Here is a 15,196-nt window from a genome sequence, read left to right on the forward strand (position 1 = left end):
CAACGGCCGGTTCCTCATCGGGAAGAATAGGAGCGGGCGAGCAATCCGCAAAGCCAGACCAAAGCCTCAAAGGCGAGCCTGGCGCTTGCGCTTCGTTAAGTCGGGGACGAGGCGCTTCCGGACTCAACGCGTTCCGAAGATCGCCGAACCGACGCGCACCGAGGTCGCGCCAAAACCGATGGCGACGTCGTAATCGCCCGACATGCCCATGGAGAGCTTTTCGAGACCACAGCGTTCCGCGAGCTTGGCCAGAAGCGCGAAATGCGGGCCGGGATTTTCATCTGCCGGCGGAATGCACATCAGCCCTTCGATCGAAAGGCCAAGCTCCTCGCGGCACAAGGTGACGAAGGCCACCGTATCGTCGGGCGCGATGCCCGCCTTCTGCGGCTCGAGCCCGGTATTGACCTGGACGTAGAGCCGCAGGCTGCGGCCCTGCCGCTTCATCTCCTCGGCGAGGGTGCGGGCGATCTTCTCGCGATCAACCGTCTCGATGACGTCGAACAGCGCCACGGCCTCGGCGGTCTTGTTGGATTGCAGCGGGCCGATCAGGTGCAGCTCGATGCCATCGGTCTCGGCGCGCAGCGCCGGCCACTTGCCCTGCGCTTCCTGCACGCGGTTTTCACCGAAGACCCGCTGGCCCGCAGTAATGGCGGGACGGATGGCTTCGGCGTCAAAGGTCTTCGACACCGCGACGAGCGTGACCGCATCCGGCTTGCGGCCAGCTTCCGCCGCCGCCTTCTTCATCCGGCCCTGAACCTCTGCGAGACGGTCCTGAAGCTCCATCGTCACTCTCCTCTGGTATCCAAGGCCAGGACCTAGCGAAAACGACGCCGCTTGCCAAGCGCGACAGACGCGCACGAGGCCGGAAAACTTGACGCTTCGGCGGTTTCATGATGAAGGTCTCGCCACTATATTCGCATGGGCGAACCGCTCGCCAAAACTCCCAAAAGACTTCCGGAACATCAAAGACATGGCCACCGAACGTTACAATCCGCGCGATGCCGAGCCCCGCTGGCAGGCAAAATGGAACGACGAGAACGTCTTCCTGACCGACAACGACGATCCGCGCGAAAAGTATTACGTCCTAGAGATGTTCCCCTATCCCTCAGGCCGCATCCATATGGGCCATGTGCGCAACTATGCGATGGGCGACGTCGTCGCCCGCTACAAGCGCGCCCGCGGCTACAATGTGCTGCACCCGATGGGCTGGGACGCCTTCGGCATGCCCGCCGAAAACGCCGCCATGCAGAACAAGGTCCACCCCAAGGGCTGGACCTATGAAAACATCGCGACGATGCGCAAGCAGCTGAAGTCGATGGGCCTATCGCTCGACTGGTCGCGCGAATTCGCCACCTGCGATGTCGAATATTATCAGCGCCAACAGCACCTTTTCCTGGACTTCCTGGAAAAGGGCCTTGTCTATCGCAAGCAGTCCAAGGTGAACTGGGACCCGGTCGACCACACGGTTCTCGCCAACGAGCAGGTCATCGACGGCCGCGGCTGGCGCTCCGGTGCGCTGGTCGAACAGCGCGAACTGACCCAGTGGTTCTTCCGCATCACCGACTTCAGCCAGGACCTGCTCGATTCGCTCGAGACGCTCGACCAGTGGCCGGAAAAGGTCCGGCTGATGCAGAAGAACTGGATCGGCCGTTCCGAGGGCATGCTGGTGCGCTGGGAAGTCGCCGAGGGCGCTGAGACTGCCGAGAAGGACGTGACCGTCTACACGACGCGTCCCGACACGATGTTCGGCGCCTCGTTCCTGGCAATTTCTGCCGATCATCCGCTGGCCAGGGAAGTGTCTGCCACCAATCCGGAAATCATGGCGTTCTGCGAGGAATGCCGCCGCGCCGGCACATCGCTGGCGGCCCTCGAGACCGCCGAGAAGAAGGGCATGGACACGGGCATCCGTGTACGCCATCCCTTCGATCCCAGCTGGGAGCTGCCGGTCTATGTCGCGAACTTCGTGCTGATGGACTACGGCACGGGCGCCATCTTCGGCTGCCCCTCCGGCGACCAGCGCGACCTCGACTTCGCCCGTAAATACGACCTGCCCGTCGTGCCGGTCGTTATGCCCAGGGACGGCGACGCCGCGACCTTTGCCATCGGTGATGAGGCCTATGTCGGCGACGGCGTGATGATCAATTCGCGTTTCCTCGACGGGCTGAGCACGGACGAAGCCTTCGAGGAGGTCGCCAAGCGCCTCACGGCGGCGACGCTCGGCAACGCCCCGCAGGGCGAGCGTAAGGTGAACTTCCGCCTGCGCGACTGGGGCATTTCGCGCCAGCGCTACTGGGGCTGCCCGATCCCGGTCATCCATTGCGAGGCCTGCGGCGTCGTGCCCGTTCCGAAGGCCGATCTGCCGGTGCAACTGCCCGACGACGTCACCTTCGACAAGCCGGGCAACCCGCTCGACCGTCACGCCACCTGGCGCCATGTCGCCTGCCCGCAGTGCGGCAAGGACGCCCGCCGCGAGACGGACACGATGGACACCTTCGTCGATTCGTCCTGGTACTTCACACGCTTCACCGCTCCTTGGGAAAACAATCCGACGGACCCTGTCGCGGCAAATTCCTGGCTGCCGGTCGATCAGTATATCGGCGGTATCGAGCATGCGATCCTGCATCTGCTCTATTCGCGCTTTTTCACCCGCGCCATGCAGGCGACCGGCCATGTCGACGTGAAGGAACCCTTCAAGGGTCTCTTCACGCAGGGCATGGTCGTGCACGAGACCTATAGCCGCGCGATTGACGGCAAGCGGGAATGGGTGACACCGGCCGAGATCCGCATCGAGGAAGTGGACGGAAAACGTCGTGCACTGCATCTCGAATCCGGCGAAGAAATCGCCATCGGCTCGATCGAGAAGATGTCGAAGTCGAAAAAGAACGTCGTCGATCCCGACGATATCATCGCCTCCTATGGCGCCGATACCGCCCGTTTCTTCGTCCTCTCCGACTCCCCGCCGGACCGCGATGTCATCTGGTCGGAAGCCGGCGTCGAAGGCGCGCATCGTTTCGTTCAGCGCGTCTGGCGCCTCATCTCGGAGGCGGCCCCTGCGCTCAGGGGTGCCGAAAACCGCCCGGGCACGGACGGCGAAGCTTTGTCCGTCTCGCAGATCGCGCACAAGACGCTGAAGGCCGTTCAGGCTGACTACGACAAGCTCGCCTTCAACAAGGCCGTCGCGCGCATCTACGAATTCGTCAACGCGCTGGCCGCACCGCTGACCAATGCCGCAGCAGGCACCGCTTCGGCCGATCTGGTCTCGGCGCTGCGCGAGGCCGTCGGCATCCTGATCCGCATCGTCGCCCCGATGACGCCGCATCTTTCCGAAGAAGCCTGGCGTGAAATCGGTGGCGAGGGTCTCGTCGCAACCGTTGCCTGGCCGGCCTATGACGACCGGCTGGTCGCGGAAAACGAAATCACCCTGCCGGTGCAGATCAACGGCAAGAAGCGCGCGGATTTGACAATCGCCCGCGATGCGGACCAGAGTGCGGTCGAAGCGGCCGTGCTCGCGCTCGAAGCCGTTCAGGCCGCACTCGCCGGCCAGCGCCCCAAGAAGATCATCGTCGTACCGCAGAGGATCGTGAATGTTGTTGTCTGACGGAACCGGTCTTTCACGCCTCGCAAAACTCGTTGCCGGCATCGCGCTTGTCGGCGCGCTGGCGGGCTGCCAGGTTCGCCCGCTCTATTCGACCGGCGCGGGCACGGATACAAAGCTCGCGGCCGTCGCCATTTCCGAGGCGGATGACCGGGTCGAGCAGCAGGTTCGCAACGATCTGATCTTCCTCTTCGCCGGCGGTGCCGGCGAGGCGCAGAACGCGATCTATCACCTGGAACTCAACGTATCGGTCCGCAATATCGGCGTGCTCATCGATGTCACGGACGACATTCCGCGCGCCGGCCGCATCGTCGTCTCGGCAGACTACAATCTGACGAAGACCGAATCCGGCGAAACGCTTGCATCCGGTAAACGCTCCGCTGTCGCTCTTGTCGATTTCCCGGTGCAGGAATTCGCCAAGCTGCGCGCCGTACGCGATGCCGAAAATCGCGCCGCACGGGAACTGGCGGAACTGATCCGCGCGGACGTCGCTTCGGCGCTCGCACGGCGTTGAGCCGGCTATGGCCGAGGTAAAGTCGCATGAGTTCGATGGTTTCCTGAAGAGGAAGCCTCTGCCCGCTCGGCTCTTCCTCGTCTATGGGCCGGATCGCGGGCTGGTGTCCGAGCGGGCGGCTGCGCTTGCCGCGGCAAGCGGCGTCGATCTCGCCGACGCCTTCTCCGTCATAAAACTCGATGCCACCGAAATCGGCAGCCATGCCGGCAAGCTGATGGATGAAATGAACGCCATCGGTCTGTTCGGCGGTGAACGTTTGGTCTGGATTCGCAATGCCGGGAGCGAGAAAGGCGTTTCCGACGCGCTGGAAATGCTGACCGCAATGCCATCGGGCGATTGCACGCTGCTGATCGAGGCCGGCGATCTTAAGAAAGGTTCGGCGCTGCGCAAGGCGGCCGAATCCGCAGCCCAGGCCATCGCCATCGCCTGCTACGCGGACGACGGTCGCGCCCTCCAGGCGCTCATCGATCAGGAGCTTTCGGCCGAAGGTCTTCGCATTTCACCCGCCGCGCGGGAAAGGTTGATGGAAACGATCGGCGGCGATCGTCTTGCTTCCCGCAACGAGGTCCGCAAGCTCGCGCTCTATTGCCGTGGCAAAGAGGTCGTCGAGGAGCAGGATGTCGAAGAGATCGTCGGGGATGCCAGCGCCATCTCCACGGATGATGCCATAGACGCCATTCTCAAGGGCGACCGCGAGGGTTTTCTCCACGCCATTCAGAAGATCGTGTCCTCCAAGACGCCTGTCTTCCTTGTTCTGCAAGGATGCCTGCGGCAGTTCCAGCTTCTGGAAATCATGCGCGCCGAAATGGATGAAAAACGGGCGCCCGCCGGGCAGGTCATGGCAACCCTGGGCCGCCACCTGCACTTCCGCCGCAAACCGATCGTGGAGAACGCCCTGAAGGCCTGGACTGCGCCGGCCATTCGCCGGGAAAGCCAGCGGCTGCAGGCCGCCATTTTGCAGAGCCGCCAGCGGCCAGCGCTTGAAGATACAATCGCCATGCAAACCATGCTGGCGACCGTACTTCAATCCGGTCGCCGCTGAATCCGGCTAATTATCCTAGCGGCGTTCCAGAAGGCGGCAGATTTCTTCCAGCTGCTCCAGCGTCTTGTAAGCGATCTTGAGCTGGCCGCCATTGCCCTTGTGGTTCACGGTCACGTCGAGACCCAGAACGTCGGACAACGTACGCTCCAGCGCCAGTGTATCCGCATCCTTTACGTCCTTCGGAGCAGCCTGACCGTGGCTTGGATCGCTCTGCGCCTTGATATCGTTCTGCGCCAGCCGCTCAGCATCGCGCACCGACATGCCCTTTGCGACGACAGCCTTTGCCAGCGCAATGGGATCCGACGTCGGAATGAGCGCGCGGGCATGTCCCGCCGAGAGCGTACCGGAGGCCAGCATATCGCGCACAGGCTCGGGCAATTTCAGCAGGCGCAGGCTGTTGGCCACATGGCTGCGGCTCTTGCCAATGATTTCGCCGAGATCGTTTTGCGTGTAACCGTGATCGGCAATCAGCAGTTCATAGCCCATCGCTTCTTCCAGCGGATTGAGGTCTGAACGCTGGACGTTTTCGACGATCGCAATCTCCAGTGCCGTTCGGTCATCCACATCGCGAATGATAACCGGAATTTCGATCAATCCGGCGAGCTGCGCGGCACGCCAGCGTCGTTCACCGGCGATGATCTCGAAACGGTTATCCGCCGTGGTGCGAACGACCACTGGCTGAACGATCCCGTGCTGGCGGATCGAGGAAGCGAGATCCTGCAGTTCCGATTCATCGAAATATCGACGCGGATTGCGAGGATTGCGGCCGACGAATTCGATGGGCACGAGCCGATCGGGATTGACTGCCGGTCGTTCGCCGATATCGGCAGCCGGCAGCTGGTCCATTTCACCGATCAGCGCGGCAAGGCCACGGCCCAGGCGCCGCTTGGAGTTGTCATCATTCATCGGTTCTACTCACGGATACGAAAATCAGGCAGCTTTCCGCTGCCTTTCACGCTGGATCACCTCGGAGGCCAGTTGAAGATAAGCCTGACTTCCGGCGCATTTGAGATCGTAGAGAATGGCGGGTTTGCCGTAGGAAGGCGCCTCGGACACACGCACATTGCGCGGAATGAGCGTATGGTACACCTTCTCACCGAGATGCGTGCGCACATCGTTAACGACCTGCTGCGCCAGATTGTTACGCGAATCGAACATTGTCAGCACGATTCCCTGGATATCGAGCCGGGGATTGACCGTGCGGCGCACCTGATCGACCGTCTCCAGCAATTGGCTCAAGCCTTCCAGCGCGAAAAATTCGCATTGCAGGGGCACAAGCACGGAGTGGGCGGCCGCCAGCGCATTCATCGTCAGGAGATTGAACGACGGCGGGCAATCGACCAGCACGTAAGAGTAAGACAGCGCTTCGCTTGAAGCCAAGGCGCGCTTGAGACGGAAAACGCGGTCGTTCTGCTGGGCAATCTCCATCTCGACGCCGAGCAGATCCATGGTCGAGGGAACGATGGAGAGATTCGGCACGGCAGTCGCCATTGCCGTTTCGGCCACGCCGTGGCTACCGACCATCAAATCATAGGACGAGAGCTCGCGGCTGCGACGGTCGATACCGAGACCCGTGCTGGCATTACCCTGCGGATCGAGATCAACGATCAGGACGCGTTCGCCGATCGCGGCGAGGGCCGTTGCGAGATTGATGGCCGTTGTCGTCTTGCCGACGCCACCTTTCTGGTTCGCAATAGTGATGATCCGGTTCTTTTCGCCTATCATGGACGCCGCCAATCCCTAAGAATTTCGCGAGAGCTTGGACAGTTCGAGCACGATGGAATCCGGCTCGACCACACTGGCATGTTTTACCAGATCGAATCTCCAGCGACCAAGCGCTTTATCGACCTCCCGCTGGTAATCCCGGCCTTTATGGAGGAAGAAGCGCAAATCAGCGTTACGCTGCGCCCAAGGATAGCCAAATTCCATGAGAAGATCGAGATCCGCAAGGGCCCGCGCGGAGATCGCGTCGCATTGTGCGATAATCGACGGTGCCTCCTCGATTCGGATCGCCTGCACAGAGGCCCGAGCACCGGTCTCGCGAATCGCCGTTCGCAGGAAAGCCGCCTTCTTGTTGTTGCTTTCCACAAGATGCACCCATCCATCGCCGGTCCCGGCCAACAATATGCCGGTCACAATGCCCGGAAACCCGCCGCCGCTGCCAAGGTCAACCCATGTGCGCGGGCCGGGATTGAGCGCGTAGATCTGAGCGCTATCCACAATGTGTCGGTTCCAGACTTCCGCAAGCGTCGATGGCGCCACCAGATTGATCGCCTTCGCCCACCTCTGAAAGAGAGCGATAAAGACATTCAGCCGGTCCACAGTTTCACGTGAAACATTCAGACCGTTCAATTCTCGCGGCAGACTCGTCATGCGTGAACAACCCGATCGCTATCTTCATCTACCAGACGCTTCAGATGCACCAGAAGCAATGTGAGCGCGGCAGGCGTCATACCGTCGACACGTGCCGCCTGCGCCAGATTGGCTGGACGTGTCGTGGAGAGTTTTTGCCGTAGTTCGATGGACAGTCCTGGAAGGACGGAGAAATCGAAATTCGTCGGAATCCTGCGCTCCTCTTCACGGCGCGCCTCCTGGATGTCATTTTGCTGCCGGCCCAGATAGACCGCATAGCTTGCCTCGATCTCGATTGCGTCCCGAACCCGCTTGGCAAAGGTGCCCAACGCGTCAGGCCAGATCGTAACCAGGCGCGCGTAGTCAATGTCTGGATAGGCCAAAAGGTCATAACCGCTCCGACGAACACCATCCAGGTTGATCTTCAATCCGTGTGCTGCCGCTTCATTCGGAGAAAGCTTGAGACCCTGCAGGTTATTTCGCGCCGACGCCATCTGCTCGGACCAGTCTGCAAACCGCTTGCGTCTTGCATTTCCGACAAGGCCAAGCTCTTCTCCCAAAGGCGTCAAACGGACATCCGCGTTGTCAGCGCGAAGAGAAAGGCGATACTCCGCCCGCGACGTAAACATGCGATAGGGCTCGGTGACGCCGCGCGATGTCAGGTCGTCCAGCATCACGCCGACATAACTGTCGGTGCGACTGAAGATATGGCCATCGCGTCCACCCGCCCGCCGGGCAGCATTCAGGCCTGCGACAAGCCCCTGCGCGGCGGCCTCTTCATACCCGGTCGTCCCGTTGATCTGGCCGGCGAGGAAAAGACCGGGCTGGCGCTTTACCTCAAGGGTGGCGGAAAGCTCTCGCGGATCGACGTGGTCATACTCGATAGCATAGCCGGGCTGAAGGATTTCGACATGCTCCAGGCCGGGAATCGTCCGGATAAAGGCATGCTGGACATCCGCCGGTAGAGAGGTGGAGATACCGTTCGGATAGACGGTGTGATCGTCCAACCCCTCCGGCTCGAGAAAGATCTGGTGGCCATCGCGCTCGCCGAAACGGACGATCTTGTCCTCGATGGATGGGCAATAGCGCGGGCCGACGCCTTCGATCTGACCCGAATACATCGCCGACTTGCCGATATTGTCTTCGATGATGCGATGCGTCGCCGGAGTCGTGCGTGTTACACCGCATTCGATCTGCGGCGTCGCAATCCGATCCGTCATGAAGGAGAAGGGAACGGGTTCATCGTCCGCCCCCTGGCGGCCAACGGCTGTCCAGTCGATCGTGCGGCCATCAAGGCGTGCCGGCGTTCCGGTCTTGAGACGACCCAACATCAACCCAAGGCGCTCGAAGGTCGCAGAAAGCCCGATTGACGGTTCCTCTCCCACGCGACCCGCTGGAATCTTTTCGTTTCCGATATGAATAAGACCACGGAGAAACGTGCCCGTGGTGACAACCACCGCAGAACATGACAAGCGACGGCCATCTTTCATCTGGAGACCGTTGATTCTACCGTCAACAATATCGAGATCGAAGGCATCGCCCTCGATGACCGTGAGATTGTCTATGCCTGCGATTTCCTCCTGCATTGCCTCACGATACAATTTCCGGTCCGCCTGCGTGCGGGGTCCTCTCACGGCAGGACCCTTGCGGCGGTTGAGCAGCCGGAACTGGATACCCGCGCGATCCGCGACGCGGCCCATGAGCCCGTCCAACGCGTCGACTTCGCGAACAAGGTGACCCTTGCCGAGGCCGCCAATAGCCGGATTGCAGGACATGATACCAATGGTCGATGCCTTGTGTGTCACAAGCGCTGTGTTGGCGCCGCAACGAGCAGCGGCGGCGGCGGATTCGGTTCCCGCGTGACCGCCTCCGACAACAATGACATCGTAGTGCTGTGTATCCGTCATCTATCACCTACCTGTTTCACGTGAAACGCACGGTCTGACTCGTGTATGTTGTGCTGTTTCACGTGAATCACTTGCCTATGCAAAATTCCGAGAAGATCACGTCGAGCAGATTCTCGACATCAACCCTGCCAGTCACCCTGCCCAGCGCATGACCAGCCAGGCGAAGGTACTCTGCCTGAATATCCAGCCCCAAGGGCCCGGCGTCCAGCGCGGAACCAATGTGACCAAGAGCATCGCGCAGATTGCTAAAATGCCGATCTCGCGTCGGGAGAGAGAGGGCTTGCCCCGATTCGAGATCCGGCAGGAAACCACCCACCGCATCGAGCAATGCCGTCATGCCCTCTCCGGATGTGACGGAGATCATAACATCCACGCCGTCGGGTGTCCAAGCGTCCGCACGCTCGTCCGATTTCGTCAGCACGCGGAGACGCGGGCCGGTATAGTCAGCCGAAAGACCAGCCCAATCAATATCCGGATCGCTCGACAGAAGGAGAACAAGATGGGCTTCGGCAATCGAACGCTGCGTCCGCCGAATGCCTTCTCGTTCGACAATGTCATCGGTATCGCGAAGGCCAGCCGTGTCATGAAGTCGGACAGCGTAGCCCAAGAGATCGAGATCGACATGCAGAACGTCCCGCGTTGTTCCGGGAACATCCGTCACAATGGCGATGTCCCGCTGCGCCAAGTAGTTGAGCAGACTGGATTTCCCGGCATTGGGGGGCCCCGCTATCACGACATTGAAACCGTCGCGCACGATTTCGCCAACGTGAGCACCCGCTAGATGGTTAACAATGTCCTGCTTCAGTCCCTGCATGTCCTGCCAGATTGTCGAAGCGACCGAACCAGGCACGTCGTCCTCATCCGCAAAATCCAGTTCCGCCTCAATCATGGCGCGTGCATGCGTCAAACGTTTCGCCCACGAATCGTAAAGCGCCGAAAGATGGCCCGCTGCATGTTCCGCCGCCAGACGCCGCTGCATCTCCGTTTCGGCGGCAATCAGGTCCGCCAACCCCTCCACCGCTACAAGGTCCATTCGGCCATTCTGAAAGGCCCTTCGAGAGAATTCGCCAGCCTCAGCGGCGCGAAGGCCCTCCAATGCGCCCAGCATTGACAGAACCGCCTTCACCGTGGCCCGCCCGCCATGAATTTGAAGCTCGGCTGTATCTTCACCGGTGAAGGACCCTGGCCCGGGAAAAAACAGGACGAGACCCTCGTCCAGAACAAGGCCACCGCCATCACGAACCGGCAAAAGAGACGCTCGCCGGGGAGCAGGTACGCGGCCGCATATCGTTTCCAACGTCTGCCGGCACCGCGGACCGCTCAACCGGACAATAGCGACGCCGGAGGGCAAGCTCCCACTCGACAGAGCAAAAATCGTATCCTGACTCACGGCAATATCCGGTCTAACGTTACGATATCGAATCGATCTGGTCGTTTCGGAGAAGAATCAATTCCTGGTTCCCAAACGAAAATGGCCCCACCTCGCGGCGGGACCATGAAATCCAGATGCATGCGCAATCGATCAGGTGTTCATCGAATCGAAGAAGTCGCCATTCGTCTTGGTCTGCTTCAGCTTGTCGATAAGGAATTCGATCGCATCGGTCGTGCCCATCGGCGCAAGGATACGGCGCAGAACGAAGATCTTCTGAAGATCCTGGCGCGGCACGAGGAGGTCTTCCTTGCGCGTACCGGACTTGAGGATATCCATGGCCGGGAAGATGCGCTTGTCGGCGACCTTGCGATCGAGCACGATTTCCGAGTTACCGGTACCCTTGAATTCTTCGAAGATGACTTCGTCCATACGGCTGCCGGTGTCGATGAGCGCCGTCGCGATGATCGTCAGCGAACCGCCTTCCTCGATATTGCGCGCCGCACCGAAGAAACGCTTCGGACGCTGCAACGCGTTGGCATCGACACCACCGGTCAGGACCTTGCCCGAAGACGGAACGACGGTGTTGTAGGCGCGGCCGAGACGGGTGATCGAATCGAGCAGGATAACGACGTCACGACCGTGCTCCACCAGGCGCTTGGCCTTTTCGATGACCATTTCGGCAACCTGAACATGGCGCGTCGCCGGTTCGTCGAAGGTCGAGGAAACAACCTCACCCTTCACCGAGCGCTGCATGTCCGTCACTTCCTCCGGCCGTTCGTCGATGAGGAGGACGATCAGATAACATTCCGGGTGGTTCGCTGTGATCGAATGGGCGATGTTCTGCAGGAGAACCGTCTTACCCGTGCGGGGCGGAGCGACGATAAGACCGCGCTGGCCCTTGCCAAGCGGCGCCACCAGATCGATGACGCGGGGAGAAAGATCCTTCGAGGTCGGGATATCCAGCTCCATCTTGAAGCGCTCGTTCGGATAGAGCGGCGTCAGGTTGTCGAAATGGACCTTGTGGCGGATCTTTTCCGGGTCGTCGAAATTGATCGTGTTGACCTTGAGAAGGGCGAAATAGCGTTCGCCTTCCTTGGGGCCGCGGATCGGACCTTCGACGGTATCACCGGTCTTCAACGAGAAGCGGCGGATCTGCGAGGGCGAGATGTAGATGTCGTCAGGACCCGGCAGATAGTTCGCATTGGCCGAACGCAGGAAGCCGAAACCATCCTGCAGCACCTCTACGACACCCTCGCCGATGATTTCGACATCCTGCGAGGCGAGCATCTTGAGGATGGCAAACATCAATTCCTGTTTGCGCATCGTGCTCGCGTTTTCGACCTCGAGTGATTCGGCGAAAGCCAGGAGATCGGTCGGAGTCTTGTTCTTGAGGTCTTGTAGCTTCATTTCGGCCATGAATGGTCCATGCTGCGGGTCATCGGGGTGGGAAAAGGCGTGCGGGTCAAGGACGAACTGCGAGGGATTCGGTGCAGTTCACTGAACAAATACACATGCCATGAAAGATGAGATGCGCGGAAAATAGCGGTTCCGGTGCGCCCTCGCAAGGGGCCTCGTGCATTTCGTCCGTTTTGTCGCGCTGGTCAGAAGGGTTTGACCACCGCCATGACGACAATGAGCACCATCAGCAGCGCCGGCGCTTCGTTCCAGATACGCCATTGCCGGCCGGTTTTCTTGTTGCGATCCTCGGCAAAGGCACGCACGGCACGACCGTAATATTCATTCACGCCGGTCAGCAGAAACACCAAAAGAAGTTTTGCATGCAGCCAACCGCCCTGGAAACCGTAGACGGACCAGGCGAGATAGAGGCCGAGCAACCAGGTAAGACCCATGGCGGGCCGCATGATCGTGCCGAAGAGCCGCCGTTCCATCACCTTGAAGGTTTCGGACTGTTGGGAACCCACGGGTGCATCCGTGTGGTAGACGAAAAGGCGCGGCAGGTAGAGCAGGCCCGCCATCCAGGAGATCACGGCGATGATGTGGAGCGCCTTGATCCAAAGATAGAGATTATCGGGCGGATAGAGGACCAGCAGCAGAGCGACGAAGACGAAGACGACGAGGGCGACCGCCGCGCGCAGCCGCGCCCGGCGTCCAGCACTCTCGCCTGTCTGCCTTTCGCTCACCGCGCTTCTCCCCGCACCCGCGCGACGAGGCGCGTAACATTTTCCGGATCGGCCTGCGGTGTAATGCCATGGCCGAGATTGAAGATCAGTGGACCATTTCCAAGCGCCTGCAGGATGGCATCGATACCCTCGTCCAGCGCAGTCCCACCGGCGACCACGCGCATCGGATCCAGATTTCCCTGTACGGGACCGTCCTTCTGCAACTCGGCGGCAAAGGCCAGCGGCACCGACCAGTCGAGGCCGATCGCATCGGCGCGCGTATCCTGCCGATAGGTCTTGAGAAACAGGCCGGCCCCCTTGGCGAAGGCAATGATCTTCGCCTGCGGCCGGCGGGATTTGACGGAATCGATAATCCTGCGGACCGGCTTTATCGCAAACTCTGAAAACTCCTTTTCGCCGAGAACACCCGCCCAGGAATCGAAAATCTGCACGGCATCGGCACCGGCATCGATCTGCGCAACGAGATAATCCGCCGAGAGATCCGCAAGCATGTCGAGCAGATAGGCGAAAGCCTTTGGTTCCCTGTAGGCGAAAAGCCGGGCGGGCGCCTGATCGGGTGTGCCGTGGCCGGCGATCATATAGGTCGCAACGGTCCAGGGAGCACCACAGAAGCCGAGCAGCGCCGTTTCCTCGGGAAGACTGCCCCGCAAGCGCCCGACGGTCTCCAGGACGGGCTGGAGGTGATCCAGGACGCCTTTGCCTTCCAGTGCGTGGATTCCGGCCGCATCGATCGGATCGAGACGGGGTCCATGACCCTCCTCGAAGCGAACATTCCGTTTCAGCGCATCGGGAATGACGAGGATATCGGAAAACAGGATCGCCGCATCGAACCCATAACGGCGAATCGGCTGCAGTGTCACTTCCGTTGCGAGCTCCGGGGAATAACAGAGATCGAGGAAACTTCCCGCGACAGCACGTGTCGCCCTGTACTCCGGCAGGTAACGTCCTGCCTGGCGCATCAGCCAGAGGGGAGGGGGGGAGACCGTCTTCCCGTTGAGGACATCGACGATCTTCCGGCTTTTCGAGGACACCGCAGGGTTCTCCCAATAATGAAATAATCTCTTAGAGAAGGTTTCTATTTCTTAGAGTCGGTGACTATCAAGGATTAAATCCTCTCCACATGAATCCTGCTTTGTTCCACGGGCTGGGGAAAACGACGAACGCGTTACCTGCTTTCATCCGGAAATCGCGGAAAAGCAGAATCACCAAATGGAATCAAAATGATCCGTCGGGACCAGAAATTCGCAGCTTGTGGATAGTCTGTGGAGAAGCGCGACACTTTGCCGTGTCATGAGTCTTATCCACATGCTGCTGGAATCGCTTTCCCGCAAATCGCCAATTGTGGACAACTTGCCACTTATCCCCTTGCGTCCGGCCCCCGCCCGCTTTTAGCTCACCGCTGTCCCAGTCCATCAACAGGGCGCGGAGGATATTGTGGAAAGCACGAAAAATTACTTCCATCTGCATCTGATATCGGACTCGACAGGCGAGACCCTCATTGCAGCCGGACGCGCCGCGGCGGCGCAATTCCAGTCCTCGCAGGCGCTGGAGCATGTCTATCCGCTGATCCGCAACCGCAAGCAACTGATGCCGGTGCTCGATGCGATCGACGGCGCGCCTGGCATCGTGCTCTACACGATCGTCGACCGGGAGCTTTCCGACGTCATCGACCAGCGCTGCCGGGAAATGGGCGTGCCCTGCGTGTCGGTTCTTGAACCGGTCATCGATCTCTTCCAGTCCTATCTCGGTGCGCCGTCGCGCCGCCGGGTGGGGGCGCAGCATGTGATGAATGCGGAATATTTTGCGCGTATCGATGCGCTCAACTTCACGATGGACCACGATGACGGCCAGTTGCCGGCCGATCTCGAAGAGGCGGACGTCATCCTGATCGGGATCAGCCGCACCTCCAAGACACCGACGAGCATCTATCTGGCCAACCGCGGCATCAAGACGGCGAATGTGCCTATCGTGCTCGGTGTGCCGTTGCCCGAGCGCCTGTCGACGGTGACGAAGCCGCTGATCGTCGGGCTGATTGCCACCACGGACCGGATTGCCCAGGTCAGGCAGAACCGGATTCTGGGGCAGACGCAGGATTTCCGCGGGGATGACTATATCGACCGGGCGCAGATTTCCGAGGAGCTGAAATATGCCCGTGCGCTTTGTGCCCGTAACAACTGGCCGATCATCGATGTCACGCGCCGTTCGATCGAGGAAACGGCCGCCGCTATCGTTGCTCTTCGCCCGAAGCTCCGTTAACGCAAGAGGAGAATTGG

The 15,196-nt window shown here is 60.4% G+C and carries 13 protein-coding genes; 4 read left to right on the plus strand and 9 right to left on the minus strand.

All coding sequences use genetic code 11. From position 1 onward, the window contains the following. Window positions 1-123: 123 nt before the first annotated feature. Window positions 124-783: a YggS family pyridoxal phosphate-dependent enzyme gene (locus tag MUU55_RS24570; RefSeq protein ID WP_244763409.1), complete on the minus strand. Its 660-nt coding sequence runs from the start codon at window positions 781-783 to the stop codon at window positions 124-126. A 187-nt stretch (window positions 784-970) separates the two neighbouring features. Between MUU55_RS24570 and leuS the strand changes: the two genes are divergently transcribed. The 3 genes from leuS to holA are packed head-to-tail and all read left to right on the plus strand — an operon-like array spanning window position 971 to window position 5,151. Continuing rightward, entirely contained in the window at window positions 971-3,598 is a 2,628-nt protein-coding gene (gene leuS / locus MUU55_RS24575) for a leucine--tRNA ligase (RefSeq protein ID WP_244763410.1), read from the plus strand. Beyond that, window positions 3,585-4,109: an LPS assembly lipoprotein LptE gene (gene lptE / locus MUU55_RS24580; RefSeq protein ID WP_244763411.1), complete on the plus strand. Its 525-nt coding sequence runs from the start codon at window positions 3,585-3,587 to the stop codon at window positions 4,107-4,109. The genes leuS and lptE overlap by 14 nt, the downstream gene beginning before the upstream one ends. A 7-nt stretch (window positions 4,110-4,116) precedes the next feature. Further along, entirely contained in the window at window positions 4,117-5,151 is a 1,035-nt protein-coding gene (gene holA, locus MUU55_RS24585) for a DNA polymerase III subunit delta (RefSeq protein ID WP_244763412.1), read from the plus strand. A gap of 15 nt (window positions 5,152-5,166) precedes the next feature. On the opposite strand, the gene MUU55_RS24590 is transcribed toward holA, so the two are convergent. The 8 genes from MUU55_RS24590 to hemE all read right to left on the minus strand — a co-directional run bounded on the left by MUU55_RS24590 (window position 5,167) and on the right by hemE (window position 13,954). Then, window positions 5,167-6,057 (minus strand): ParB/RepB/Spo0J family partition protein, encoded by an 891-nt coding sequence (locus tag MUU55_RS24590; protein WP_244763413.1) that lies wholly within the window; start codon window positions 6,055-6,057, stop codon window positions 5,167-5,169. A gap of 24 nt (window positions 6,058-6,081) precedes the next feature. Continuing rightward, window positions 6,082-6,876: a ParA family protein gene (locus tag MUU55_RS24595; protein ID WP_244763414.1), complete on the minus strand. Its 795-nt coding sequence runs from the start codon at window positions 6,874-6,876 to the stop codon at window positions 6,082-6,084. 15 nt (window positions 6,877-6,891) lie between these two features. Further along, complete coding sequence (gene rsmG, locus MUU55_RS24600) at window positions 6,892-7,524, minus strand: 16S rRNA (guanine(527)-N(7))-methyltransferase RsmG (protein ID WP_244763415.1); 633 nt, start codon at window positions 7,522-7,524, stop codon at window positions 6,892-6,894. After that, window positions 7,521-9,410, minus strand: a complete 1,890-nt coding sequence (gene mnmG, locus MUU55_RS24605; RefSeq protein WP_244763416.1) for a tRNA uridine-5-carboxymethylaminomethyl(34) synthesis enzyme MnmG — start codon at window positions 9,408-9,410, stop codon at window positions 7,521-7,523. Before mnmG ends, rsmG begins: the two co-directional genes overlap by 4 nt. Window positions 9,411-9,477: 67 nt before the next feature. Then, window positions 9,478-10,806 carry a tRNA uridine-5-carboxymethylaminomethyl(34) synthesis GTPase MnmE gene (gene mnmE, locus MUU55_RS24610; RefSeq protein WP_244763502.1) on the minus strand — a complete coding sequence of 443 codons (1,329 nt, stop codon included), beginning with the start codon at window positions 10,804-10,806 and terminating at the stop codon, window positions 9,478-9,480. Window positions 10,807-10,932: 126 nt separating this feature from the next. Continuing rightward, window positions 10,933-12,198, minus strand: a complete 1,266-nt coding sequence (rho, locus tag MUU55_RS24615; RefSeq protein WP_244763417.1) for a transcription termination factor Rho — start codon at window positions 12,196-12,198, stop codon at window positions 10,933-10,935. 185 nt (window positions 12,199-12,383) lie between these two features. Next, on the minus strand, window positions 12,384-12,923 hold the full coding sequence (gene hemJ / locus MUU55_RS24620) for a protoporphyrinogen oxidase HemJ (RefSeq protein ID WP_244763418.1): 540 nt from the start codon (window positions 12,921-12,923) through the stop codon (window positions 12,384-12,386). After that, a complete protein-coding gene (gene hemE, locus MUU55_RS24625) occupies window positions 12,920-13,954 on the minus strand; it encodes a uroporphyrinogen decarboxylase (RefSeq protein ID WP_244763419.1) in 1,035 nt (344 codons plus the stop codon). The genes hemJ and hemE overlap by 4 nt, the downstream gene beginning before the upstream one ends. 403 nt (window positions 13,955-14,357) lie before the next feature. Here hemE and MUU55_RS24630 point away from each other — a divergent pair, with 403 nt between their 5' ends. Continuing rightward, the gene (locus tag MUU55_RS24630) at window positions 14,358-15,179 is read left to right on the plus strand and encodes a pyruvate, water dikinase regulatory protein (protein ID WP_244763420.1); all 822 of its coding nucleotides are present in this window, start codon (window positions 14,358-14,360) and stop codon (window positions 15,177-15,179) included. The last annotated feature ends 17 nt before the right edge of the window (window positions 15,180-15,196 follow it).

This window comes from Shinella curvata (genome assembly GCF_022899935.1).
Lineage (GTDB): Bacteria > Pseudomonadota > Alphaproteobacteria > Rhizobiales > Rhizobiaceae > Shinella > Shinella curvata.